Origin of the sequence: Rhizobium sp. BK418, from assembly GCF_004341105.1 — a bacterium.
Taxonomy (GTDB): Bacteria; Pseudomonadota; Alphaproteobacteria; order Rhizobiales; family Rhizobiaceae; genus Rhizobium.
In genome coordinates this window covers 329393-353947 of the sequence record NZ_SLZK01000007.1, presented here as the reverse complement: position 1 = coordinate 353947, position 24555 = coordinate 329393, and the positions used below count along the sequence as shown (strand labels likewise).

Annotated in this window: 21 protein-coding genes; 16 read left to right on the top strand and 5 right to left on the bottom strand. The window is 59.8% G+C overall.

Features of this window, described 5'->3' with window-relative positions; all coding sequences use genetic code 11:
* Positions 1-85 precede the first annotated feature (85 nt).
* Complete coding sequence (locus EV281_RS26055) at positions 86-1108, top strand: LacI family DNA-binding transcriptional regulator (protein WP_132657160.1); 1023 nt, start codon at positions 86-88, stop codon at positions 1106-1108.
* Positions 1109-1191: 83 nt separating this feature from the next.
* Positions 1192-2415, top strand: a complete 1224-nt coding sequence (locus EV281_RS26050; protein WP_132657159.1) for an adenylate/guanylate cyclase domain-containing protein — start codon at positions 1192-1194, stop codon at positions 2413-2415.
* Between the two features lie 238 nt (positions 2416-2653).
* On the opposite strand, the gene EV281_RS26045 is transcribed toward EV281_RS26050, so the two are convergent.
* A complete protein-coding gene (locus EV281_RS26045) occupies positions 2654-3433 on the bottom strand; it encodes an SDR family NAD(P)-dependent oxidoreductase (protein WP_132657158.1) in 780 nt (259 codons plus the stop codon).
* Positions 3434-3512: 79 nt separating this feature from the next.
* Positions 3513-3908, bottom strand: coding sequence for a DoxX family protein (locus tag EV281_RS26040; RefSeq protein ID WP_132657157.1), 396 nt, complete (start codon positions 3906-3908; stop codon positions 3513-3515).
* Positions 3909-4274: 366 nt separating this feature from the next.
* Here EV281_RS26040 and EV281_RS26035 point away from each other — a divergent pair, with 366 nt between their 5' ends.
* The 4 genes from EV281_RS26035 (at position 4275) to EV281_RS26020 (ending at position 9827) form a co-directional block, all read left to right on the top strand.
* Entirely contained in the window at positions 4275-4706 is a 432-nt protein-coding gene (locus tag EV281_RS26035; RefSeq protein WP_132657156.1) for an OsmC family protein, read from the top strand.
* Positions 4707-4856: 150 nt separating this feature from the next.
* The gene (locus EV281_RS26030) at positions 4857-5465 is read left to right on the top strand and encodes a TetR family transcriptional regulator (protein WP_132657155.1); all 609 of its coding nucleotides are present in this window, start codon (positions 4857-4859) and stop codon (positions 5463-5465) included.
* 50 nt (positions 5466-5515) lie between these two features.
* Entirely contained in the window at positions 5516-6655 is a 1140-nt protein-coding gene (locus tag EV281_RS26025) for an efflux RND transporter periplasmic adaptor subunit (RefSeq protein WP_132657154.1), read from the top strand.
* A gap of 25 nt (positions 6656-6680) precedes the next feature.
* Complete coding sequence (locus tag EV281_RS26020; RefSeq protein ID WP_132657153.1) at positions 6681-9827, top strand: efflux RND transporter permease subunit; 3147 nt, start codon at positions 6681-6683, stop codon at positions 9825-9827.
* Positions 9828-9879: 52 nt separating this feature from the next.
* Here the strand turns inward: EV281_RS26020 and EV281_RS26015 are convergent, their stop codons facing one another.
* Positions 9880-10365 (bottom strand): hypothetical protein, encoded by a 486-nt coding sequence (locus EV281_RS26015; protein ID WP_132657152.1) that lies wholly within the window; start codon positions 10363-10365, stop codon positions 9880-9882.
* Positions 10366-10502: 137 nt separating this feature from the next.
* On the opposite strand from EV281_RS26015, the gene EV281_RS26010 reads away from it, so the two are divergent.
* Positions 10503-12416 carry a family 20 glycosylhydrolase gene (locus tag EV281_RS26010; RefSeq protein ID WP_132657251.1) on the top strand — a complete coding sequence of 638 codons (1914 nt, stop codon included), beginning with the start codon at positions 10503-10505 and terminating at the stop codon, positions 12414-12416.
* 58 nt (positions 12417-12474) lie between these two features.
* Here EV281_RS26010 and EV281_RS26005 read toward each other — a convergent pair whose 3' ends face one another.
* The gene (locus EV281_RS26005) at positions 12475-13386 is read right to left on the bottom strand and encodes an ROK family protein (protein ID WP_132657151.1); all 912 of its coding nucleotides are present in this window, start codon (positions 13384-13386) and stop codon (positions 12475-12477) included.
* A gap of 261 nt (positions 13387-13647) precedes the next feature.
* On the opposite strand from EV281_RS26005, the gene EV281_RS26000 reads away from it, so the two are divergent.
* The 9 genes from EV281_RS26000 to EV281_RS25960 all read left to right on the top strand — a co-directional run bounded on the left by EV281_RS26000 (position 13648) and on the right by EV281_RS25960 (position 23542).
* A complete protein-coding gene (locus EV281_RS26000; protein WP_245508359.1) occupies positions 13648-14226 on the top strand; it encodes an exopolysaccharide biosynthesis protein in 579 nt (192 codons plus the stop codon).
* A gap of 98 nt (positions 14227-14324) precedes the next feature.
* Positions 14325-15278 (top strand): sugar-binding transcriptional regulator, encoded by a 954-nt coding sequence (locus EV281_RS25995; RefSeq protein ID WP_132657149.1) that lies wholly within the window; start codon positions 14325-14327, stop codon positions 15276-15278.
* Between the two features lie 145 nt (positions 15279-15423).
* Positions 15424-16734 carry a sugar ABC transporter substrate-binding protein gene (locus EV281_RS25990; RefSeq protein WP_132657148.1) on the top strand — a complete coding sequence of 437 codons (1311 nt, stop codon included), beginning with the start codon at positions 15424-15426 and terminating at the stop codon, positions 16732-16734.
* A gap of 134 nt (positions 16735-16868) precedes the next feature.
* Complete coding sequence (locus tag EV281_RS25985) at positions 16869-17741, top strand: sugar ABC transporter permease (protein ID WP_132657147.1); 873 nt, start codon at positions 16869-16871, stop codon at positions 17739-17741.
* Between the two features lies 1 nt (position 17742).
* The gene (locus EV281_RS25980; RefSeq protein ID WP_132657146.1) at positions 17743-18573 is read left to right on the top strand and encodes a carbohydrate ABC transporter permease; all 831 of its coding nucleotides are present in this window, start codon (positions 17743-17745) and stop codon (positions 18571-18573) included.
* Between the two features lie 18 nt (positions 18574-18591).
* Positions 18592-19590, top strand: coding sequence for an ABC transporter ATP-binding protein (locus EV281_RS25975; RefSeq protein ID WP_132657145.1), 999 nt, complete (start codon positions 18592-18594; stop codon positions 19588-19590).
* A 106-nt stretch (positions 19591-19696) separates the two neighbouring features.
* Entirely contained in the window at positions 19697-21178 is a 1482-nt protein-coding gene (locus EV281_RS25970; protein ID WP_132657144.1) for a mannitol dehydrogenase family protein, read from the top strand.
* Between the two features lie 91 nt (positions 21179-21269).
* The gene (locus EV281_RS25965; protein WP_132657143.1) at positions 21270-21959 is read left to right on the top strand and encodes an HAD family hydrolase; all 690 of its coding nucleotides are present in this window, start codon (positions 21270-21272) and stop codon (positions 21957-21959) included.
* Positions 21959-23542: an FGGY-family carbohydrate kinase gene (locus EV281_RS25960; RefSeq protein ID WP_132657142.1), complete on the top strand. Its 1584-nt coding sequence runs from the start codon at positions 21959-21961 to the stop codon at positions 23540-23542. The genes EV281_RS25965 and EV281_RS25960 overlap by 1 nt, the downstream gene beginning before the upstream one ends.
* A gap of 1 nt (position 23543) precedes the next feature.
* Here the strand turns inward: EV281_RS25960 and EV281_RS25955 are convergent, their stop codons facing one another.
* On the bottom strand, positions 23544-24398 hold the full coding sequence (locus EV281_RS25955) for a MurR/RpiR family transcriptional regulator (RefSeq protein WP_132657141.1): 855 nt from the start codon (positions 24396-24398) through the stop codon (positions 23544-23546).
* Between the last annotated feature and the right edge of the window lie 157 nt (positions 24399-24555).

Here is a 24555-nt window from a genome sequence, read left to right as displayed (position 1 = left end):
GAAGGGGACTATACGCCGCCGGCGATCCTGATGTAGATCAGGAATCCATCAAAAAACCATCAGAATTCCGGGAGTGAAGATCGCCGTGGCTCATCGCTTTCTCGTCAAGGATATCGCTTTTCAGGCAGGCCTCAGCACCGCAACCGTTGACCGGGTGCTGAACGGCAGGCCCGGTGTGCGGCGGCAGACGGAGATGCGGGTGAAGGCGGCAATCGCCGAACTCGAAAAGCAGGCGGGAGCCGATGTGGCCGGCCGCAAGCTTGCGATCGATATCGTTATGGAGACGCCGGAGCGGTTCAGTACTGCGGTGCGGGCTGCCTTCGAAACGGAGGTCGCGACCTTCCTGCCGACGGCTTTTCGCTGCCGTTTCCATTTCGCCGAGGTGATGCGCGCTGCGGAGCTGGTGCAGCTTCTCGACCGTATTCGCCTACGCGGCACGCATGGCATCGTGCTGAAAGCGCCTGATGTGCCTGAGGTCGTTGCCGCCGTTGCGCGGCTCGATGCGGCCGGTATTCCCGTCGTCGCGCTCGTGACGGACCTGCCGAATTCGGCGCGATCAGCCTATGCTGGCGCCGACAATCGAGCAGCGGGCGAGACGGCGGCCTATCTTATCGGCCGGCTTCTCGGACCTGCGGGCGGCAAGGCACTGGTGACGCTATCGAGCGGCCGGTTCCGGGGCGAGGAGGAGCGCGAGATCGGCTTTCGCCGGGTGATCCGGGCGCATTATCCTTCGATCGGCATTGTCGAGGTCAGCGAAGGGCACGGTACCGATACTGCGACAGGCACGCTCGTTGCGGCAGCCCTCGCCGGTGATCCTGATATCAATGCCGTCTATTCGGTCGGCGGCGGCAACCGCGCGGTGCTTGCGGCTTTCGAGGCTGCGGGCCGGGCAGTCTCGGTTTTCGTGGCGCATGATCTCGATGCCGACAATCGCGCCCTGCTTGTCGAACGGCGGATCGATTTCGTGTTGCATCATGATCTCAGAACCGATGCGCGCTCGGCCTTTCGTGCGATCATGGCCCGCGCCATTCCCGCCACCCGGACGGCGCCGGTTGCGTTCTCGGCCGTCGAAATCGTCACACCCTACAATATGCCGGCAATGCAATGATGCGTTGAGCGAGCGCTTCGGGTTGATTGTCTTTCCATCTGCCGCAGATTCGCGTTACAGCTTGCAGCGAATGAGGAGAGCGTATGGGCTATAGCGATATCGGCACAATCGCAGCATGGGTGACGGAACAGGGCTTGAACGGCGCGACCGAGGCGGAGCTGCTCGCCGGCTTCTGCGAGGTCTGCCGCAATGCGGGCATGCGCCTCGATCGGGCCATGGCGCTGATGGATACGCTGCATCCGGTTCATGAAGGGCGCGCCTTCCGCTGGGATAGTGAAAGTGAGGCGAATTTCGAAGGCGAATTCGAATATGGCCCTTCAGGCGAAGGCCAGGGACTGGAAACCTGGCGTCGCTCGGCTTTCTACCATCTCTGGACGAGTGGCGACCGCGAGGTGCGGCGCAGGATCGGATTCGGCGATCCGACCGATTTCATCATGCTGGACCAGATTCATGCGCTCGGCCATACCGATTACATCGCCATGGCGCATCATTTTGCCCAGGCCGGTACGATCGGCGAGATGGACTGTTTCTTCTCGCATTTCTCAACCAAACATCCTGAGGGTTTCTCCGATCAGGACCTTGCCGTCCTGCGCAAGCTGGTGCCGGTGCTGGGGCTGGCGATCAAATGCGTGGCGCTTGCCCGCATCGCTCGCACCATCGCCGAAGTCTATCTCGGCGAAGATGCCGCGCGCCAGGTGATGGAAGGCAAGATCTCACGCGGCAAGACCGAGCGGATTTCAGCCGCACTCTGGTTTTCGGATCTGCTGAATTATACGAAAATATCAGACAATTCGCCGCCCGAAGATATCATCCCGCTGCTCAACGAATATAGCGAAGTCGTGATCACCGCGATCCATGAGGCCGGCGGCAATGTTCTGAAACTGATCGGCGATGGAGTGCTCGCAATCTTCAAAGGTGAGGAGCCATCGGAAAGCTGTTCGGCTGCCCTGCAGGCAGAGCGGCTGGTGCGGCAGAAGCTCGCGGTTCTGAATGCCGCACGCGAGGCGGATCGGCGGCCGACGACCGATGTCTATATCGGCCTGCATATTGGTGACGTTTTCTACGGCAATATCGGCAGCCAGGATCGTCTGGACTTCACAGTCATCGGGCCGGCCGTCAACGAGGTAAGCCGTATAGCCTCCATCTGCCGGTCGGTCGATCTCAACGTGCTGATGTCGTCGGATTTTGAATCCGCGATCCCCGAGGCAGAGCGCAATGTTCTCGCCTGCGTCGGCCGTTACGCGCTGCGCGGCGTCAAGCGTCCACAGTTGCTCTACACGCTGGAGAGTGCGCGGCTGAACAGCTGAGTGGCAGCCCTTTATCTTGACGCCATTGCATGTCATTTTTTTCATGGAGCTTTAGGTGTCTGCATAGGATGAAGGAGATGCAGGGGCATTTTTTCGGCGCACTATGGAAAATGTCAGATCTTGATAGATGCAGATCTCACTGACAGATTTCCGCGTTCGGTTAGATAATCATGCAAGTTATGCAACCTATTCACCTGATCGGCGAGCCAAGGCATGTTCATTCCGCCGAAGAACGGCCTTAGCGCAGCAACCCCTGCCCGCCATCGATCCAGACCGGCGTGCCGGTAATATGGCGCGCGCGCTCGGAGGCCAGGAAAAGGATCGTTTCGGCTACATCGTCGCTCGATCCCGCCTTGCCGCCGGTAATCGGGATTTCCCCTTCCGGCCAGATGACGGGCACCTCGGTTTCCTCGCGATGACGTGACGCTGTGTTGGCGGCGATGCTGGTTTCGATCGCGCCGGGGCACACGGCGTTGACACGTATGCCGTGTTTGCCGAGTTCCAGCGCCAGCTGCTGGACTATGGCTACCTGGGCGGCCTTGGTGGCGGCATAGGCTGTGGCGCCCGGCGTGGTGAAGGTGCGCGTGCCGTTGATGGAGGAGACGACGACGATCGAGCCGCCATTCGTCTTCAGGTAGGGCACGGTGAGATGCAGCGTCATGTATGTGCCGCGTAGGTTGACGGTCATTGTCCGATCCCATTCATCCGGCTTGAGATCGTCGATCGGCGCCCAGACACCGTTGATGCCGGCATTGGCCACGACGATGTCGATGCCGCCGAAACTCTCGGTCATCTTGTCGATGGCGGCGCGCATCTGGGCTTCGTCGCTTGTATCGGCGGTCAGTTCGATAGACTGACCGCCGGCTGCGATGATCTCATTGCAGGTCTGCAGCACCTCGCTTTCGGTGCGACTCAGCACCGCAACTTTGGCGCCTTCAGCGGCGAGCTTCAGTGCAGTCGCCTTGCCGATGCCCGAACCTGCGCCTGTGACTAATGCGATCTTTCCCTGCAGCTCCATGGGCCGCTCCTCTCTGCTGTTGCCGGTAAAGGCAATGATCGGGGCGACTGTTGGTTCCGGACCGGACGTGTGACGGAAGTTATTTCAGAACGCTATGGCGCAGCGCCCATTTTTCCGGTCCGTGGACGGCGGCAAAGAGCAGGCCGGCGAGGAAGGTGAAGTGATCGATGAAGAAGCCGAATTCGGCCTGGTTCTGCTGCCAGTGCGAAGGGCCATGGAAAGAAAAGGCAAGGAAGATCACGTAGATGCCGGCAAGCAGGCTGGCTTCGGTGAAGAAGGCGCCGGTAATGAAGGCAAGTGCCAGCGCGATCTCGAAGAAAGCCGCGACCCAGGCAAGGAATGTCGGCGCGGGAAAGCCGGCCGACGTTATGTAGGCGGCGGTCGCCCCGATATCGGCAAATTTGAAGCCGGCGGCCATGAAGAAGATGAAGCTGAAGATGATGCGGGCGATAAGAATTGCGACTGTTCTGGCCATGTGAAATCTCCTCTTAGAGTTTCCATTATGACGGATGAGTGGTTCATGATCCGACAAGGCGGATGAAAAAGGACCACTTTCGCGGCCCCTTGCTTACCACTCGGCAAAGCTGCCGTCTTCACGGCGCCAGGGCATCGACATTCACGCGAGCGCGAGCGGGCAGTGCGGCGCGATCGCCGCCAGGATCAGGGTGGATGCGCGGCCGGCGCCCGGGCACGCCGAGTTCTTTTCGTCGCGTTTTGTTGCGGGCTCAATCTGATGTCGTCTTCCGCGGATAGAGGACTATATTGCCGGTCGGAAGGGCGGAATGTCCTTCGCGGTGGAGCGTTGCGGCGCTTCGAAAATCAATCGAAACAGGAGGACGGCATGCAGATCAATCGCACAGGTTCGGCCCAGTGGTCGGGCGGTCTCAAGGACGGCAAAGGTCAGATCTCGACCCAGAGCGGCGCGCTGAACAACTACCCCTATGGCTTTGCAAGCCGCTTCGAAGGAATTCCCGGCACCAACCCGGAAGAGCTTATCGGTGCTGCTCATGCAGGCTGCTTCACCATGGCGCTGTCGCTGACCCTCGGCGAAGCCGGCCTCAAGGCCGACCATATGGAAACGTCTGCCAGGGTTACTCTCGAAAGCGTCGAAGGTGGTTTTGCCATCACCGCCATCCACCTGTCGCTGACGGGCAGCATTCCCGGTGCCGACCAGGCAAAGTTCGAAGAGCTTGCCGGCATGGCCAAGGCCGGGTGCCCTGTTTCCAAGGCTCTCTCGGCCGTTCCGATCACGCTCGACGTCAAGCTCGCCTGATCCTTAAAGCCTGTTTTCGTTCTGATGCCGCAGCCTCCCGGGGTGCGGCATTTTTGTTTGCATCGTAAGATCATTGACAATTGAAGGATGATATTTTACGACTGACGAAATTCGAATTTCGTCAGTCGTAAAATATCAGGCCTGAAACCCATGAATGACATCGCGGAAAACACGCTGGACGTCACACGGCAGGAAAATATCACCCGCATCCTCGATGCGGCCGAGCGGCTTTTCCGCCACTACGGATATTCGAAGACGACGGTCGCGGATGTCGCCCGCGATCTCGGCATGTCGCCTGCCAATATCTACCGCTTCTTCGCCTCCAAGGTTGAAATCCACCAAGCGATCTGCGGCCGGATGCTGGCAACCAGCTACCAGCTTGCATCCAATATCTGCCATCAGAAGATCAGCGCTTCGGACCGGCTGCGCCAGTTCGTTCGCAGCCAGTATCAGCTGACGCTCGACACCATGCTCGACCAGCAGAAGGTGCACGAGATGGTGATCGTCGCCATCGAGCGTGACTGGCATGTTATCGAAAAACACATCGATGACATCCATGCGTTGCTTGCCGATGTCATCCGCGAAGGCATCGCTGCCGGTGAATTCGCCGAACAGGATCCAGAGGTCGCCTCCCGCTGCTTTGGGGCGGCGACCGTCAATCTCTGCCATCCGCAGATGGTAGCCCAATGTCTTGCCAAGACGAACCGGGCAGCCGTCGAAGAGCTGATCGAATTTGCGATCAGGGCACTGAAAAAATAAGCGCGGCCAAGGTCGCCCAAGAAAACCCGAAACAATCAGGAGCGCGAAAGATGTTTTCGCTCAAGGCCTTCAGCAACCGCATGCCGTCCGTCATGAGCCTCGCGCTTGTCAGCGCGATCGGGGTCGGCGTTGCCGGCTGCACGGAAGAAAAGGCAGAGGTCAAGGACGTGATCCGTCCGGTCAAAGTGGTCGAGGTCGCCAAGGCTGGTGATACCCGCACGCTCGATTATTCCGGCTCGGTGCGCGCGCGCACGGAAATGAACCTCGGTTTCCGGGTCAATGGCAAGATAACCGAACGTCTTGTCGATATCGGCGAGCGGGTGAAGCCCGGCGATGTCCTCGCCCGGATGGATTCGACCGATTACGAACTCGCCGTGAAGACCGCCGAAGCCAATCTCGCTGCTGCCGAAAAGGCCGTCGAAACGGCCGATATCGCCAACCGTCGCGCCGAACAGCTCTTTGACAAGAATGTTGCGCCGAAATCGCAGGTCGAGCAGGCCTCACTCACTCACGATCAGGCGATTTCAACCCGCGATGCAGCCGTTTCCGCGCTCGATCAGGCGAAGAACCAAGTGAGCTATACGGAGCTCAAGGCCGATCACAACGGGATCGTGACGACCATCAATGCCGATGTGGGCCAGGTCGTGGGATCGGGAACGCCTGTCGTCACCGTCGCTGTCGACGGTGAGAAGGAAGTGCAGATCGCGGTGCCGGAAAACGATATCGCCCAGTTCAAGCCGGGTAAGACCGTGAAGGCGGGCTTCTGGGCCGACAGCAAGCTGGTGCTCGATGGCACGGTTCGCGAAGTATCCGGCAGCGCCGACCAGCAATCCCGCACCTTTGCGGTGCGTGTCAGCCTGCCGAACGATCCCCGTGTGCTGCTCGGCATGACGGCGACGATCGAGGCCAATGTCAGCAACAGCGATACTTATGTTTCCATTCCGCTCAGCGCGCTCGCGCAGAAGGACGGCAAGCAGGTCGTCTGGACTGTCGATCGCGGCACGGAAACCGTTCATATCAGAGATATCGAGGTGGTGGATTTCACCGGCGACGGCGTACGCGTCGCCAAGGGTCTCGATAGCGGCGATCTCGTCGTTGCCGCCGGCACGCAATTCATGAGCGAAAACCTGAAGGTCAAGCTTCCCGACCAGCAATCGGCTGCCGCCGAAACGGATGCAGCCGTCCGCTGAACGGCCAGGAAGAGGGAACAGGATCATGGACGCCACCAACACTGAAAAGCGCCCCTTCAACCTTTCACGCTGGGCAATCGGCCATCCGAGTATCGCACGCTTCCTTTTCGGGCTGATCCTGATTACCGGCGTGCTCGGCCTGACCCGCATGGGCCAGAAGGAAGACCCGGATTTCACCTTCCGCGTCATGGTGGTGCAGGCACTCTGGCCGGGTGCATCCCTCCAGGACATGGAAGATCAGGTCACCAACAAAATCGAGCGCAAGCTGCAGGAAACGCCGCATCTCGACTGGGTGAAGTCCTACACGCGCGCCGGCAGCACGATCATCACCGTGCAGGTGAAGGGGGATACCGATAGTGCCCAGGTGGCGGACGCCTTCTATCAGGTGCGCAAGAAGGTCGGCGACATCAACAGCGACCTGCCGCAAGGCCTGCTCGGTCCCTATTTCAATGATGAATTCGGCGATACGTTCATCACGCTGCATTCAATCAGCGGCGACGGCTACTCCTATCCGGAGCTGAAGAAATTCGCGATCCAGGCGCGTGACATGCTGTTGACGACGCCCGGTGTCGAAAAGGCCGTCATCATCGGCGACCAGCCGGAAAAGATCTATATCGACGTCTCCTCGAAGGCGCTCGCCGAACGCGGCCTGACGATCCTCGACCTGCAGAACGCCATCAAGGGTCAGAACGCCGTCGATCCGGCAGGCAATGTCGATACGGGTCTGCGCTCGGTGCGCATCTCCGTCGAAGGCAATGTTCACAAGGTCGAGGATATCAGAGAACTGCGCCTGCGCTCCGGCAATCAGGTGACGCGGCTTGGCGATATCGCCACCGTCACCTCCGGCCTCGAAGATCCCTATCAGCGCAAGTACCGCTTTAACGGTCACGAGAGCGTGCAGGTCGGCGTCGTCATGGCCAAGGGTTTCAAGGTCACCGATGTCGGCAAGGATGTGGAAGCGACCTACAAGCGCTTCGAGGATTCGCTGCCCTATGGCGTCGCCGTCGACCAGATCTCCAACCAGCCTGATGTCGTGACCGATGCGGTCAGCGAGTTCATGCATGCGCTTGGCGAAGCCCTTGCCATCGTGCTCGTCGTGTCGTTCCTGTCGATCGGCTGGCGCTCGGGGCTCGTGATTGCGATCGCCATTCCACTGGTCCTGGCTGCGACCTTCGCCATCATGTACGAACTCGGCATCGACCTGCAGCGTATTTCGCTCGGCGCGCTCATCATCGCGCTCGGCCTGCTCGTCGACGATGCGATGATCGTTGTGGAAATGATGGAGCGGAAGCTCGAAGAAGGTCTTGTCAAGATCGATGCGGCGAGTTTCGCCTATTCCTCGACCGCCTTCCCGATGCTGACGGGTACGCTGATCACCACGGCCGGGTTCATTCCCGTCGGCTTTGCTGCGTCGACGGCCGGCGAATATGTGCGCTCGCTCTTCTATGTCGTCGGCATCGCGCTGGTGACCTCGTGGTTCGTGGCAGTCTATTTTACGCCGTGGCTCGGTTACATGATCCTGAAGCAGCGTCACCATGCGGGTGAGCATCATGACGTGTTCGACACGCGCTTCTATCGTGGCCTGCGGCGCACGGTGGGCTGGGCCGTGCGCCATCGCGTCATCGTGCTTTCGCTGACGCTCGCCACCTTCGTTGCCAGCCTCTGGAGCTTCCAGTTCATTCCGCAGAATTTCTTCCCGCAGTCCTCGCGTCCGGAAATCCTCGTCGATCTCTGGCTGCCCGAGGGCACCAGCATCAAAGAAGTGGAGGCCCAGGCCAAGGCGCTGGAAGCCAAGATGATGGATGACAAGGACAAGAAGTTCATCGCCACCTACATCGGCGAAGGTGCGCCGCGCTTCTTCCTGCCGCTCGACCAGCAGCTTCGCAACCCGAACTATGCCCAGCTTCTGATCATGGCCAATGACGAGCCGGCGCGTGAGCGGCTGATCACTAAGCTCAGGTCGATCCTGGCGGAAGATTTCCCCTCCATCCGTGGCAAGGTCGACCGCCTCTTCCTTGGCCCGCCGACGGGCTGGCCCGTGCAGATGCGCGTGATGGGTCCCGATCGTGCGGAAGTACGTGAGATCGCTGATCAGGTGAAGGAGCGCTTCACTAGGGATCCGATGCTTGGCGCCGTCCATGACGATTGGCTGGAGCCGGTGCCCGCCATGAAGCTGGTCATCGATCAGGACCGTGCCCGTGCACTCGGCGTCACTTCGCAACGCGTCCGCCAGATGCTGCAGACAGCTATGTCCGGCGCGCCGCTCGATGACTTCCGCGATGGCGAGGAGACGGTCTCGATCGTCGCCCGGGAGCCGGATGCCAATCGTTCGCTGCTCTCGGCCGTCAATTCGGTTTATGTGCCGACGGATTTCGGTGGCTACGTTCCGGTCTCGCAGATCGCCAAGGTCATGCCGGTGATGGAGCAGGGCGTCGAGTGGCGGCGCGACCGTTTGCCGACGATCAGTGTTCGTGCGACGCTGCCTGATGGCGTTCAGCCGAACGATGTCGTAACCAAGCTCTACAATGACATGCAGGACCTGCGCGACAGTCTGCCGGCTGGCTACAAGATCGAGATTCAGGGCGGTGCCGAGGATTCGGCCGAAAGCCAGGCCTCAATCGCTGCCAAGGCGCCGATCATGCTCGTCGTCATCATGATCCTGCTGATGGCGCAGCTTCAGCATTTCGGCAAGGCAATGCTGGTCTTCGCGACCGGCCCGCTCGGCATCATCGGCGCGGCTTCGGCCCTATTGATCAGTGGCGCGCCCTTCGGCTTCGTGGCGATCCTCGGCGTCATCGCGCTGCTCGGCATCATCATCCGCAACTCGATCATCCTCGTCGACCAGATCGATCAGGACATCAAGGCGGGCATGCACCGGCAGGAGGCAATCGTCGGTGCAGCCGTCCGCCGCTTCCGGCCGATCATTCTGACGGCGCTGACGGCGGTGCTGGCACTGATCCCGATCTCGCGAGGTGTCTTCTGGGGGCCGCTTGCCTACGCCATGATGGGCGGTATCCTGGTCGCGACCGTGCTGACCATTCTCGTGCTGCCGGCTGGTTACGCCCTGTTCTTCGGCCGTGAGCCGAAGACGAAGACAGACGAACATGCCAATGCCAACCAGGAAGAGGCGGACGGCGATATTCATCATCCGCCGGCATTGGCAGCCGAATGAGAAAAAAGGCGCGGTTTCGGCCGCGCTTTTATGTTTCAGATGATCTTTCGTTTCAGGCCATCGGATTCGGCAGGTAGCCGGTGAAGCCAGAGATTTTCCAGCGGCCTTGATGCTTGCGGCAATAGTAAAGCGTCTGCCAGAGCATGCGATCACGTAAACCATCGGGGCGCAGGATGCTGCCGTCGAACTTCTTGTGCACCAGCGCCATGTCGCCATTGATCTCGATGTCTTCCAGCACCGTGGTGGTGAAGATCGCCGTGCGCGGATCTTCGGAGAAGCTCTGCTTCTTGAAATCCTCCGCCTGGCGCAGCCATTCGTCGCGATAGGCCGAAAGCGTCGGGAAGGCGAGGTGCCACTTGTCCGGGCTCACTTCCTTGCCGCCATCGATGCCGATGAAGCCGTCTTGAACGAAATCTTCGGCCACCTTGCTCCAGTCAGCGGCGAGGAAGGCGTCGATGTCGCGGTGAACGAGCATTTCCCAGATGGAATGGCGGGCTTCATCGGAGGCGGGGAGGGGGTTCTTGAAAGGATCTCTCATCGGGGCTCGCTTCGCATTGAATTGTCTCGATCTCCGCTGATGCCTGCAAATTGTCAAACCGCGAAAGCACGCGAGGAGACGATGGCGCTAAACGGGAGTAAAGATCGCCCTATATTCGTTGGAGGGAGGACATGACTGTGGCCGATTACCGTTTAGAAGCGAGCTGGCGCCCGGTCGAAGGAAGCTTCGGACGCTTCAGTTTCACGCTCTTCAATCTTTCTGACGAACCGCTTACCGGTTTTACACTCGCCTATACTTCGCTCACCCGGGTAGCAGAGGAACATGTCGCCGAGGGTGCCGTGCTCAAGCGGCGCGTTGCCAATCTTCACGAATATTCTCCGCCCGACGGGCTCACGCTCAAGCCGGGCGGCTGCTGGCAATTTTCCGTGGAAGGCCTGACGAATGGCCCGAGGCACGTCACGGCGGGTATCAAATCCGCCTACCTTACGCTTGCCGATGGCCGGCATGTCCCCGTCAGCTTCGGCGATCTGATGCTTGATAGCGTAGTGCACGGCGAATTGCCGGAGTTGCTGCCGAGGGGCGAAGTCACCGAGCCGTTCTCGCTGCTGCCCTGGCCACTGTCCCTGTCGATGCGGCCGGAGGAGATGCCGCCCATCGCGCTTTACCCGGCAGCCGGTTCACGCCCGGAGGATATCAAGGCCGTGGCGAAGGCGCTGGCGCTCTATCAGCGGCTCTTTCCAGCCGACAACGTGCCTTTCACGTTGCAGCCGGTCCAGGGCGGGCGACCGATCCGCTTCAAGGTGGAGTCCTCGATCATGCCGGAGGCCTGTGAGCTGCGCTTCACGTCACAGGAGATCATTCTTGCCACCGACGACGAGGCCGGGCGGTTCTATGGGCTGATCAGCCTCGCCCAGTTGCTGCATGGCGCGCGCCGGGACGCGGAAATCTTTCAGTTTCCGGTCTTCGGCGACATAGCCGACCAGCCTCGTTATGCTTGGCGCGGCTGTCATCTCGATGTTTCGCGTCAGTTCTATCCGGTGGCGGATATCGAGCGGCTGATTGATATCCTCGCCTGGAACAAGCTCAATATTTTTCACTGGCATCTGACTGACGATGAGGCCTGGCGACTGGAGATAAAGGCCTATCCGGAACTGACTGACATCGGTGCGAGACGCGGGCCGAACGAAGTTCTGGTGCCGCAGCTCGGCGATGGGGCCGAACCGCGTTCGGGACATTACACGCAGGATGACGCCCGCCGGATCGTTGCCCATGCGGCCTCCCTCTATGTGAATGTCCTGCCGGAGATCGATATTCCCGGTCATAGCACAGCAACGCTCGTCTCTCTGCCGCAGCTTGTCGACAGACAGGAGGCGCCAGGCAGCTATCGTTCGGCACAGGGCTATCCGAACAATGCGCTCAATCCGGCTGTTGAGTTCACCTATGAATTTCTCGGCAAGGTGTTTGACGAGATGGTGGCACTCTTTCCCTTTGAATATATCCATATTGGCGGGGACGAGGTGCCGCACGGTTCATGGCTCGCCTCACCGGCCTGCAAGGCCTTGATGGAGAAGGAGAGGCTTACCGGAACGGCCGAGCTTCAGTCGCATTTCATGCGGCGGATCAAGGCGATGCTTGCCGAACGCGGCAAGAAGCTTGCCGGCTGGAACGAGGTTTCGCATGGCGGTGGCGTCGATCGTGAGGGTACGCTGCTGATGGCCTGGGAAAAGCCTGAAGTCGGTATCGAGCTGGCTAGAGAGGGCTATGATATCGTCATGACGCCGGGCCAGGCCTATTATCTCGACATGGCCCAGGCCGAAGGGTGGAGAGAGCCGGGCGCCAGCTGGGCCGGTTTCACGCCTCCGGAAAAGACCTATGCCTACGAGGCCGAGGGCGAGTTGCCAGAGGACCTGAGAGACCGGATGCGTGGCATCCAGGCCTGCATCTGGGGCGAGAATTTCGTCTCGCGGGCCTATTTCAACCGCCTGGTTTTCCCGCGGCTGCCGGCCGTCGCAGAGGCAGCCTGGACCCCGACTCTACGCAAGGACTGGCTTCGCTTTGCCGTGATCGTCAGGATGTGGCCGCAGCTCTAAGTTCGGCTTTTGCGCAATTCCGGACGCAAAACCGCTATGCACTTTTGCTGGAATTGTTTCAGGCTGCTTCGGCCTTCAGGCCCAGAAGTGCTGCGCCGATCAGGCCGGGTTCGATGCGACATTCACTGCGCACCACCAGCGGCCGATCGAATTTCCGCAGGATGCGGGCGCGCACTGCCTGATCGAGTTCGGCGAGAAGCGGTTCGACATTCGAAAGGCCGCCCCCGACGGGCACGATAGTCGCTCCCGTTATGTTGATGGCGAGCGCCAGCGGCGAGGCGACGAGATCGACATAGACATCGATGGTGCGGTTGGCCTTTTCCTCGCCGCCTTGCCAGTTGGCGATGATTTCTTCGCTGGAGAGGTCGAGATCGTGCAGCGTCTTGTGCAGGCGTTCGAGGCCGCGTGCGCCGCCGATGGTATCGACGCAGCCCTTCTGGCCGCAGCCGCAGGCATAGGCGGGGATGGCGACTGGCGGGGTCCCTGCCTGCGATGCGATGATCGGGCCGTGGCCCCATTCACCGGCAAAGCCGCCTGACGCATTGATGAGGCGGCCATCGGAGACGACGCCGCCGCCGACGCCGGTGCCGAGGATGGCGCCGAAGACGATGCGGTGGCCGCGGCCGGCGCCGAGCTCGGCTTCCGCCATGGCGAAACAGTCGGCATCGTTGGCGATCAGCACGGGCAGGCCGAGCGCTGCCTCCAGGTCGGCGGCGAGGTTGCGGTTGTGAATGCAGGGGATGTTGGCGACGATCAAGCGCTGCGTGTCCGGGTCAACGACACCGGCAATCGAGAGCGCTATGAGGGACGGCTGTTCACCGTTCTCGGCGATAAAGCTCTTCAACGTTTCGACAAAGGCCGGAAAATTGTCCTTCGGGGTCGGGCGGCGGCCAAGCGGCACGATGTCGGATTCAGAATGTGCAAACCCGCCCTTGATGGCGGAGCCGCCGATATCGAATGAAATGATCATCTGATGTCTGCCAGTTATCTCTGCTGGGCGTCTGCTCGCACTCCTGGCGTCGAATTACAAGGATTATTCGATAAATTAACTAAGTTGCTGGCGAGCCTTCGCTCGATAATTGTCCGTCAAGGTCATGCTAATGGCATATTACACGGGCAAGCTCTTCGCTATTCACATACCGATACCGGATCTATGACAATCGAAAATACCGGAACCAACAGAACGACAGCCCGCAGACCTCGCCCGAAAGGCCGGCGGCTTTCCTCCATCCTGCGACAAATGGCGGCGGATCAAAGCCGCGAACGCGTCTCGATCGGCGATCTGTTCCAGACGATGGGCGGCCGGGCCATCGGCGCGTTGATGCTCATCTTCGCGTTGCCGAATGCTTTTCCGACGCCGCCCGGTACCTCCTCATTGCTCGGCGCTCCCTTGGTCTTCCTAGCTGCGCAGCTCACCTTCGGCCTCAAGCCCTGGCTGCCGCGGGCGATTGCGGCTCGCTCCATGCGGCGAGAGGATTTCGGGACTATCGTCGGGCGCATCCATCCCTGGCTTGCCCGGGCGGAACGGATGATGCAGCCGCGGCTTGGTATTTTCGTCGAACCGCCTGCAGAATATCTGGCGGGTCTTTGCTGTCTGGTGCTGGCGATCGTTCTCGTGCTGCCGGTGCCGCTCGGCAATATCCTGCCGGCAATTGCGATATCGCTTTTCTCCTTCGCGATTCTTGGCCGGGATGGGTTGTTTTCGCTTCTGGGCTTCCTCTTGACGGCGGTTTCGCTCACTGTCGCCGTTGGGGTTATTTACGGCCTCGTTAAGGCGGCCATCTACGTCGTCATGCGGTGGTTTGCGTAGGGAAGCGACTGCTCACTTTTTCAACGCCCTCGACATTTGCCCGATTTTTGTTTTGATCTGACGCCAGATAGACTCAAAGGGAATATTGGCGGCAGCACATGGTTAAGAAAGCGGAGACTTCCGGACGGCTGGATGATGCGGCGCGCGCCGGGTGGCTCTATTATGTCGCCGGCCGCACGCAAGACGAAATCGCCTCCGCCATGGGTATTTCTCGCCAGTCGGCGCAGCGGCTGGTGTCGCTTGCCGTAGCGGAGCGGCTGATCAAGGTGCGGCTCGATCATCCGATTGCCGCGTGCCTCGAACTCGGCAATCAGCTTCGCGAGAAATTCGGCCTCAAGCATGTAGAGATCGTTCCGAGCGATTCGGGTTCGTCCTCGATGACGGTCGGCATTGCGGAGGCGGCAGCTTCTGAAATCGAGCGGTGGTTGAAGCGCCCCGAGCCGATCGTGCTCGCGGTCGGTACCGGGCGAACCCTGAAGGCCGCCGTCGATCAGCTGCCGGCGATCGAATGTCCCAATCATCGCATCGTTTCATTGACGGGCAATATCGCGCCCGACGGTTCGGCTGCCTATTACAACGTCATCTTCAGCATGGCCGATGCCGTGAAGGCGCGGCACTATCCGATGCCGCTGCCGGTTCTCGTCACCTCGGCGGAGGAGCGAGAGCTTCTGCATGGCCAGCAGCTGGTGCGCTCAACGCTGGCGATCAGCGCGCAGGCGGATGTGACATTCGTCGGTATCGGCGAACTCGGCATCGACGGCCCGCTCTGCGTCGACGGTTTCCTTGAGAAAGACGAAATGATGGCGCTGATGCGCGGCGGGGCGGCAGGTGAGATCTGCGGATGGATCTTCGACGCCGACGGCAGGCTGCTCGACGACCCGATCAACGAACGTGTCGCGTCCGCTCCCATCCCGTCGCGCGATTCGTCTGTCGTCATCGGGATTGCCAAGGGCAAGCGCAAGTTCAAGGCAATCAAAGCTGCCATATCAGGCCATCAGGTGAACGGTTTGATCACTGACGAAGAGACGGCCGAGTTTTTGCTCAATAGCTGAGCAAAAATATTACACTTTTGAATCAATAACATAGCTCGATTGTTCGGCATCGCAGCAACGATTGCCGATTGACAAATTATCGCCATTGGTGAGTAATTGCCCATGAGCAAAGCGAATGCTCACACTCGTCTTCTGGGAGGAAGATATGACATTGAGAACTTTCCTGCTGGGCGCCTGCTCGGCAATAGCGTTTGCCGGCATGGCTTCGGCCGAGACGCTGACAATCGCGACCGTGAACAACGGCGACATGATCCGGATGCAGAAGCTGACGGATGATTTCAAGGCGAAGAATCCCGGCATCGACCTTGAATGGGTAACCCTCGAAGAAAACGTACTGCGCCAGAAGGTGACGACCGACATCGCGACCAAGGGCGGCCAGTATGACGTGCTGACGATCGGTACTTATGAAGTTCCGATCTGGGCAAAGCAGGGCTGGCTCCTGCCGCTGGACAATCTCGGCGACAGCTATGATGTGAATGACCTGCTGCCGGCTATCCGCAGCGGCATCAGCCAGGACGGCAAGCTCTATGCAGCTCCCTTCTACGGCGAAAGCTCCATGGTCATGTATCGCAAGGATCTGTTCGACGCTGCAGGCCTGAAGATGCCCGATGCACCGACCTGGGACTTCATTGCAGACGCTGCGAAGAAGATCACCAACAAGGACAAGGAAATCTACGGCATCTGCCTGCGCGGCAAGGCCGGCTGGGGCGAAAACATGGCCTTCCTGACGGCCATGTCGAACTCCTTCGGCGCTCGCTGGTTCGATGAAAAGTGGAAGCCGCAGTTCGATCAGCCCGAGTGGAAGGACACGCTGACCTTCTACGTCAACCTGATGAAGGAAGCCGGCCCTCCCGGCGCTTCTTCCAACGGCTTCAACGAAAACCTGGCGCTCTTCCAGACCGGCAAATGCGGCATGTGGATCGACGCAACGGTTGCTGCTTCCTTCGTAGCTGATCCGAAGCAGTCGAAAGTTGCCGACAAGGTCGGCTTTGCACTGGCTCCGGACAAGGGGCTCGGCAAGCGCGGCAATTGGCTCTGGGCCTGGAACCTTGCCATCCCGGCAGGCTCGCAGAAGGCAGAAGCAGCCGAGAAGTTTATCGCCTGGGCAACGAGCAAGGATTACACCAACCTTGTCGCCGAAAAGGAAGGCTGGCTGAACGCACCTCCCGGCACCCGCACTTCGCTCTATGCAAATGCCGAATATCAGAAGGCTGCTCCGTTTGCGAAGATGACGCTCGACAGCATCAACTCCGCCGATCCGACCAAGCCGACCGTCAAGCCGGTGCCTTATGTTGGCGTCCAATTCGTGGCGATCCCGGAGTTCCAGGGCATCGGCACGGCCGTAGGCCAGCAGTTCTCCGCAGCCCTTGCCGGCCAGATTTCGGTCGACCAGGCCCTGCAGAGCGCGCAGCAGCTGACCACCCGCGAAATGACCAAGGCGGGCTATATCAAGTAAAACCTCCTGAGCATGTACGGAATGCTTGACATTCCGCACCTCCGGGCCGCCGATCATCCGAACTGCATCGGCGGCCTCTTTTTTCAGAAACGTCCTGCAGCCGTTCCCGCTTCAGATCAGACCGGTGATTTGCCATGGCAACGTTACACACCCGCTCCGCAGCACGCCTGATGATGGCCCCTTCCGTGGTGCTTCTCTTCGCGTGGATGATCGTCCCGCTGGCGATGACGATTTACTTCTCCCTGCTGAACTACAATTTGCTCAGCCCGGGCATGGAAACCTTCGTCGGTCTCTTAAATTACCAATACTTCCTCACCGATCCGGCCTTCTTCGCCGCGCTCATCAATACGCTGGTGCTGGTCGCCGGTGTGCTCGTCATCACCGTCGTCGGTGGTATCCTCTTTGCGCTGTTGCTCGACCAGGATATTTACGGGCAGGGGATCGTACGCATCCTGGTGATCGCGCCCTTCTTCGTTATGCCAACAGTCGCAGCGCTTGTCTGGAAGAACATGTTCATGAACCCGGTCAACGGCCTCTTCGCCTATATTGCGAAGGCTGTCGGCTTGCAGCCGATCGACTGGCTGGCAACGATGCCGCTGTTCTCCATCATTCTCATTGTCGCCTGGCAGTGGCTTCCCTTCGCCACGCTGATCCTACTGACGGCACTTCAGTCGCTTGACGAAGAGCAGAAGGAAGCTGCCGAAATGGACGGCGCCGGCGCGATCTCGAAATTTATCTACATCATCCTGCCGCATATGGCCCGAGCCATCACGGTTGTGATCCTCATTCAGACGATCTTCCTTCTGTCGGTCTTTGCCGAAATCCTCGTCACCACCAATGGCGGTCCGGGCACGCAGAGCACGAATCTAACCTATCTCGTCTATGCCCAGGCGCTGCTGCAGTTCGATATCGGCGGGGCTTCTGCCGGCGGTATCGTGGCGGTTGTGCTTGCCAATATCGTTGCGATCTTCCTCGTGCGCCTCGTCGGCAAGAATCTGGAGGCTTGAGATGGCTAGAAAGGTTACGACCCAACACAAGGTCATCATGACCGCGATCGCCTGGGCGTTCGCTATCCTGATCTTCTTCCCGATCCTCTGGACGTTCCTGACGAGCTTCAAGTCGGAAGCGGATGCCATCGCTTCCCCGCCGCAATTCCTGTTCTTCCAATGGACGACGGAAAACTATGCGGAAGTGCAGAGCCGTTCCAACTATCTCAGCCACTTCATGAATTCGGTGGTGATCTCCTTCGGCTCCACGCTGATCGGCCTCATCATCGCTATTCCCGCTGCCTGGGCCATGGCCTTCGCGCCAACCAAGCGGACCAAGGACGTGCTGATGTGGATGCTGTCGACGAAGATGATGCCGCCGGTCGGTGCGCTCATTCCGATCTATCTGATGTTCCGCAATTCCGGCCTGCTCGATACGCGGACCGGTCTGGTGGTCGTGCTGACGCTGATCAACCTGCCGATCATCGTCTGGATGCTCTACACCTATTTCAAGGAAATCCCCGGCGAAATCCTGGAGGCTGCGCGCATGGACGGCGCCTCGCTCGTCAAGGAAATCGTCTATGTGCTGACGCCGATGGCGGTGCCGGGCATTGCCTCGACGCTGCTGCTCAATATTATCCTCGCCTGGAATGAAGCCTTCTGGACGCTGAACCTGACGGCATCAAAGGCAGCACCGCTCACGGCCTTCATCGCCTCCTATTCGAGCCCGGAAGGCCTGTTCTACGCCAAGCTTTCGGCGGCGTCGACCATGGCGATCGCGCCGATCCTCATTCTCGGCTGGTTCAGTCAGAAACAACTTGTCCGCGGCCTGACCTTCGGCGCGGTGAAATAAGATCATAGGGAGAGAAACATGGGCAGCATTACCCTTCAAAAGGTTTCGAAGGTCTTCGGCGAAGCCAAGGTCATCCCTTCGATCGATCTCGATATCAAGGACGGCGAATTTGTTGTCTTCGTCGGCCCGTCCGGCTGTGGCAAGTCCACGCTGCTGCGCCTTATCGCCGGTCTCGAAGATGTCTCCGGCGGCAAGATCGTCATTGACGGCAAAGACGCGACCGAGAAGGCGCCGTCCGAACGCGGGCTGGCGATGGTCTTCCAGTCCTATGCGCTCTATCCGCATATGAGCGTGCGCAACAACATCGCATTCCCTCTGAAGATGGCGGGCATGGATAAGGCAGAGATCGACCGCAAGGTGAACGATGCCGCGCGCGTGCTGAACCTCGGCGACTATCTGGACCGCAAGCCGCGCCAACTCTCGGGCGGCCAGCGGCAGCGCGTCGCCATCGGCCGCGCCATCGTTCGCCAGCCTTCGGCCTTCCTCTTCGATGAGCCCCTGTCGAACCTCGATGCAGCGCTGCGCGTCAACATGCGCATCGAAATCAGCGAGCTGCACCAGCAGCTCAAGACGACGATGATCTATGTGACCCACGACCAGGTGGAAGCCATGACCATGGCCGACAAGATCGTCGTTCTGAACAGGGGCAATATCGAGCAGGTCGGTTCGCCGCTGGAGCTCTACCGCAGCCCGCGTAACCTATTCGTGGCAGGCTTCATCGGTTCGCCGCGCATGAATTTCATCAACGGGCAGAATGCCGCGCAGCTCAATGCGCACACGATCGGCATTCGTCCCGAGCATGTGCTGCTGTCGACCGAAAGCGGCGACTGGAAGGGCAAGGTCACGGTCGCTGAGCATCTCGGCTCCGACACCTTCCTGCATGCCGATGTCGACGGCATCGGCATGGTGACGGCACGCAGCAATGGCGATTTTGCTTCCAGGGCCGGCGACACCGTGTACCTGACGCCGGACAAGACGCGCATTCATAAATTCAACGAGAGCGGCCTCGCGATCTGAGGCGGCCGCCGGCTGGGGGCAGACATGCGGACCGGGCGATCTCGTCCGATCCGCGCTACCGGAGAGGCCAAGAGCCTCTTCGCAAGACCTTCGAGAGGACTGAAACATGACGTGCAAACTATCGCTGGCAACGCTCGCCGAGGCGGCAAAGACCGCGGCCATTCCGGCTTACGACCGGGCGTCGCTGAAAGCCGGCATCGTGCACTTCGGCGTCGGTAACTTCCATCGCGCCCATCAAGCGATCTATCTCGACGATCTCTTCAATGCCGGCAGCGACCATAACTGGGCCATCATCGGCGCCGGTGTGCTGCCTTCGGACGCAGCCATGCGCGACAAGCTTGCGGCGCAGGACTTCCTGACGACTGTCGTCGAGCAGGACAACAACAGGACCGCGGCGCGTGTGACCGCGCCGATGATCGATATCCTGCCTGTCGGCGAACCTGATGTCATCATCGCCAAGCTTGCCGATCCTGAGATCCGCATCGTCTCCATGACGATCACCGAAGGTGGCTACTTCATCGATGCTTCCGGCAAGTTCAACCCAGCGCATCCGGCAATCGTCGCCGATGGCCAGAACCCATCCGCGCCGAAGACGGTCTTCGGTCTGATCGTCGCAGGCCTGAAGGCGCGGAAGGACAAGGGCATCGCGCCCTTCACCGTCATGTCCTGCGACAACATTCCTCACAATGGCGTCGTGACGGCAAATGCCGTTATCGGTACGGCGCAGCTTTCCGATCCGACCTTTGCCGACTGGATCAAGGCGAACGTCTCCTTTCCGAACGGAATGGTCGATCGCATCACGCCGGCAACCAGCCAGCGCGAGATCGATTTTCTCAAGGACAATTTCGACATCGAGGACAACTGGCCGGTCTATTGCGAAGAGTTCAAGCAGTGGGTGCTGGAAGACAAGTTCCCGATGGGTCGCCCGGCGCTCGAAAAGGTCGGCGTGACCTTCGTGCCCGATGTCACGCCCTATGAGCATATGAAAATCCGCATCCTCAATGGCGGTCATGCGGCGATCGCCTATCCGGCCGCGCTGATGGATATTCATTTTGTCCATGAGTCGATGGAGAACGATCTGATCCGCGCTTTCCTCGCCAAGCTCGAAAACGAGGAAATCATCCCGATCGTACCGCCGGTTCCGGATACGTCGCTTGCCGATTATTTCAAGCTGATCGAACACCGCTTCCTCAACCCCAAGATTGCCGATACGATCCCGCGGCTTGCACAGGACGGTTCCAACCGTCAGCCGAAATTTATCCTGCCCTCGACGCTCGACAATCTGCGCCAGGGCAAGGATGTCGTCGGCCTTGCGCTCGTCTCGGCGCTCTGGTGCCGCTACTTCTTCGGCAAAAGCGACAGCGGCAAGGACATCGTCTTCAACGATGCCAGTGCCGATCGCCTGCACGAAGCGGCGGTGAAGGCCAAGGACGATCCGGCCGCCTTCCTCGTCTTCGACGATATTTTCGGCGAAGCGGCGAAGTCCGAGCTTTTCCGCAAGCGTTTTTCCCATGCCCTCAAAACCCTGTGGGAAAAGGGCACGAAGGAAACCTTGCAGCTCTATCTCGACGGCAAGCTCGCAGTGTAAAGAATCCCGATGGCGGCATTTCTGCCGCCATCCCGGCCTTGCGGACAAAGCAGGACGGTCTCGTCCGAACTGAACTCAGGTTGGGTCTTCCATGGCTGATGCTGGACCACGGCTGGTCATTTTCGATTGCGATGGCGTGCTCGTGGACAGCGAGCCGATTTCGATCGGTGTCCTCGTCAGGGCGATGGCCGATCTCGGCGTGACGATTACCGAGGATGAGGCTTATGAGCGCTTCCTCGGCAAAAGCCTCGCGACGCTGATCGACATACTAGAGACGGAGTTCAATGTGCATGCCAACGAGGAATTCCTCGAAGGCATCCGCACCAATCTCTATGCCCGTTTCCGTACCGAGTTGAGGGCCATGCCCGGCGTCGGCGATACCATCGATGCGCTCAGCGTTCCCTGCTGCGTTGCCTCGTCCAGCCAGATCGAGCGGATCAAGCTGTCGCTTTCCGTCACCGGGTTATTGCCGAAGTTGCCGAACATCTTCAGTGCCAGCATGGTCAAGCGTGGCAAGCCGGCCCCGGATCTCTTCCTCTATGCGGCGGACCAGATGCATGTCGAGCCGCACGACTGCATCGTCATCGAGGACAGTCCGGCGGGTATTGCAGCAGCAAAAGCAGCAGGTATGACGGTTTTTGCCTTCACCGGCGGTTCGCACGCCAACTTCGCCGGTTATCGGGAAGAGCTTGACCGGCTTTCGCCGGAAGTCGTGTTTGACGCCATGCCGGAATTGATACACCTTGTCCGCCAGCAAAAGCGGGACGGGACTCAGCATTGATGCGTGATCATGTGGTTGCGGTGGATATCGGCACGGGCAGCGCGCGTGCCGGTGTCTTTGATGTGCGTGGCCACCTGCTTGCCAAGGCCGAACATCCGATCATCATGAACAGACCGCGGCAGAACCATGCCGAGCATGATTCCGAGGATATCTGGGCGGCTGTCTGCAGCGCGGTGCGCACGGCGATGGGCCAGTCCGGCATTGAGGCGGCCGCTATTGGCGCCGTTGGCTTCGACGCCACCTGTTCGCTTGTAGTGCGCGACACCGAGGGCAGGCAGATCAGCGTTTCCGCAGGCGGCGAGACGCGTTTCGACACGATTGTCTGGCTCGATCATCGAGCATTGAACGAAGCCGATTTCTGCACGGCGACGAAGCATGAGGTGCTGGAACATTCCGGCGGTGTCATGTCGCCGGAAATGGAAATGCCGAAGCTGATGTGGCTGAAGAAGAAGCTGCCGGCGACCTGGGAGAAGGCTGGCTATCTTTTCGATCTCGCCGATTTCCTGACGTGGAAGGCCACCGGCTCGCTTGCCCGCTCCCGCTGCACCCTGACGGCCAAGTGGAATTATCTTGCCCATAAGGAAAAAGGCTGGCGGCAGGATTTTCTGCAGCAGATCGGACTTGAGGATCTACAGGCGCGTGGTCATCTGCCGGACGAGGCGGCAGCAGTCGGCGAGAGCATCGGCAGGCTGACGCCGGAGGCTGCCGAAGGGTTGGGCCTGACGACCGATTGCTGCGTCGCGGCTGGAATGATTGATGCCTATGCCGGTGCGCTCGGCACGCTCAGCAGTTATGCCGGCGATCACGAGAAGCTGGAGCATCAGCTTGCGCTGATTGCTGGGACATCAAGCTGCGTTGTCGCCTTTTCCCGCGAGCGAAAACCGAGCCAGGGAATGTGGGGGCCTTACTACGAGGCAGTCTTTCCGCAATCGTGGCTCGTCGAGGCTGGCCAATCGGCGGCCGGCGGGCTGCTCGATCATATCGTGCGTATGCATGCGGCTGGCGGCGAGCCGAACACGGTGCTGCATCAGAGGATTGTCACCCGCATTGCTGAACTCAGGGCAGAAGAAGGTGATGCGCTCGGTGCACGGATCTTCGTCCTTCCGGATTTTCACGGTAACCGGTCGCCGCTGGCAAATCCGCATGCCGTCGGCGCCATCAGCGGGCTGACGCTCGATACGTCCTTCGATGGACTCTGCGCGCTCTATTGGCGGACCGCGGTCGCGATTGCGCTCGGCATCCGCCATATCCTCGAGACGATGAAGGGTTACGGCTATGTGCCGGATACGCTGCATGTCGCTGGCGGGCATGTAAAGAACCCGGTGCTGATGGAGCTCTATGCGGATGTTACCGGCTGCAAGGTCATCGTGCCTAAAATGAACGAAGCGGTGCTGCTCGGCACCGCGATCGCTGCGTCGGTTGCCTGCGGCTTACACAAGGATCTGGCGGCAGCGGGCAAGGCAATGTATCCGGGCGGCGCCGAACGCCTTCCCGACCGGAGCAAGCAGGCGATTTACGACCGGGACTATCGTCGCCTCCTTGCCATGTATCGTCACCGGGCAGAGTTGGAAGCCGTGGATTAGGTCAGCGGTTTGGCGGTTCACCGAGGATAGCTGCAAATTCTACCATGCGTCGGCGGCGCTGGCTTGCCTCCTCGCCGGCGCTCAAAATGACCGCCTCTGAAAGACAGTCTAGCAAGGCAATGAGCGGTGGCAGGTTATCCATATCGGGCGCGCGGGCAGGCGGCAAAGGCAGGACGACGTTCGACTGTTCAGGCAGCCAGTCTGCATGCTGAGCGGAAATCAGGATTACTTTGTAGCCGTAGCGTCGGGCGGTGCGCGCGAGCAGCCGCGATCTCGCAAAACGCCGGCAATCGATAATGACAAGCACGGCATCGTCGACGAAGGAACGGGCGAAAAGTTCGGTGAAGTGGTTAGCCGCGCCGTCGATCGGATGCACCCCATCCCGGGCCTGGGTCAATCGCTGACAGAAATGATTGGAGAAACCGGCAAGTCTGGCATCGGTTGCGACGAAGACCTCTCGGGAGGCGCCGATCATCGCGACGGCTTCACTCCAATTCGGCTGCGCGGTCAAATGATAGATGTGATGCAGTGCCTGTATCTGCTCGGCCACGAGAACAGCAAGCGCTTTACCTTCCGTCGCGTCAGCTTGCAGTTCCGTCATCGCGCTCTGGAACTGGACGGGCGAGGTCGTCGCCGTTTCACGGATCTCCACCTTGACACTGTCCAGGCCCTGATAGCCGAGAGCACGCAGGAAGCGCCCGACCGTCATCGGAGAAAGATCAAGCCGGTCGGCAACCGACGCGGCGGTTTCGAATGGCAGATCGCTTAAGTGTTCGGTGAAATATTTGGCGATGCGCCGTTCGGCGGGCGTGCCGGATTTTGCGTATTGCCTAAGCTTCTGTACAAAGTCTTCCACGCCGCAGCCTCCCCATACCTTCCGAGGCTTTCCGTGGATTCATGCAGAGCCGAATCCTTGTTTCTTAATATTGTCCGGAAGCTCTTCTTAGGCCCACACGTATTTCTAACGTTGAGAACTATATATTAGCATATAATTTTCGACAAGTTTTCTATTC

Coding starts and splice junctions, on each gene's coding strand:
- EV281_RS26015 (WP_132657152.1), bottom strand. CDS start 10,365: ATGAGAGATCCTTTCAAGAACCCCCTCCCCGCCTCCGATGAAGCCCGC.
- EV281_RS25990 (WP_132657148.1), top strand. CDS start 15,424: ATGACATTGAGAACTTTCCTGCTGGGCGCCTGCTCGGCAATAGCGTTT.
- EV281_RS26035 (WP_132657156.1), top strand. CDS start 4,275: ATGCAGATCAATCGCACAGGTTCGGCCCAGTGGTCGGGCGGTCTCAAG.
- EV281_RS26045 (WP_132657158.1), bottom strand. CDS start 3,433: ATGGAGCTGCAGGGAAAGATCGCATTAGTCACAGGCGCAGGTTCGGGC.
- EV281_RS26040 (WP_132657157.1), bottom strand. CDS start 3,908: ATGGCCAGAACAGTCGCAATTCTTATCGCCCGCATCATCTTCAGCTTC.
- EV281_RS25975 (WP_132657145.1), top strand. CDS start 18,592: ATGGGCAGCATTACCCTTCAAAAGGTTTCGAAGGTCTTCGGCGAAGCC.
- EV281_RS25960 (WP_132657142.1), top strand. CDS start 21,959: ATGCGTGATCATGTGGTTGCGGTGGATATCGGCACGGGCAGCGCGCGT.
- EV281_RS26050 (WP_132657159.1), top strand. CDS start 1,192: ATGGGCTATAGCGATATCGGCACAATCGCAGCATGGGTGACGGAACAG.
- EV281_RS26020 (WP_132657153.1), top strand. CDS start 6,681: ATGGACGCCACCAACACTGAAAAGCGCCCCTTCAACCTTTCACGCTGG.
- EV281_RS25970 (WP_132657144.1), top strand. CDS start 19,697: ATGACGTGCAAACTATCGCTGGCAACGCTCGCCGAGGCGGCAAAGACC.
- EV281_RS25965 (WP_132657143.1), top strand. CDS start 21,270: ATGGCTGATGCTGGACCACGGCTGGTCATTTTCGATTGCGATGGCGTG.
- EV281_RS25980 (WP_132657146.1), top strand. CDS start 17,743: ATGGCTAGAAAGGTTACGACCCAACACAAGGTCATCATGACCGCGATC.
- EV281_RS25985 (WP_132657147.1), top strand. CDS start 16,869: ATGGCAACGTTACACACCCGCTCCGCAGCACGCCTGATGATGGCCCCT.
- EV281_RS26005 (WP_132657151.1), bottom strand. CDS start 13,386: ATGATCATTTCATTCGATATCGGCGGCTCCGCCATCAAGGGCGGGTTT.
- EV281_RS26030 (WP_132657155.1), top strand. CDS start 4,857: ATGAATGACATCGCGGAAAACACGCTGGACGTCACACGGCAGGAAAAT.
- EV281_RS25995 (WP_132657149.1), top strand. CDS start 14,325: ATGGTTAAGAAAGCGGAGACTTCCGGACGGCTGGATGATGCGGCGCGC.
- EV281_RS26025 (WP_132657154.1), top strand. CDS start 5,516: ATGTTTTCGCTCAAGGCCTTCAGCAACCGCATGCCGTCCGTCATGAGC.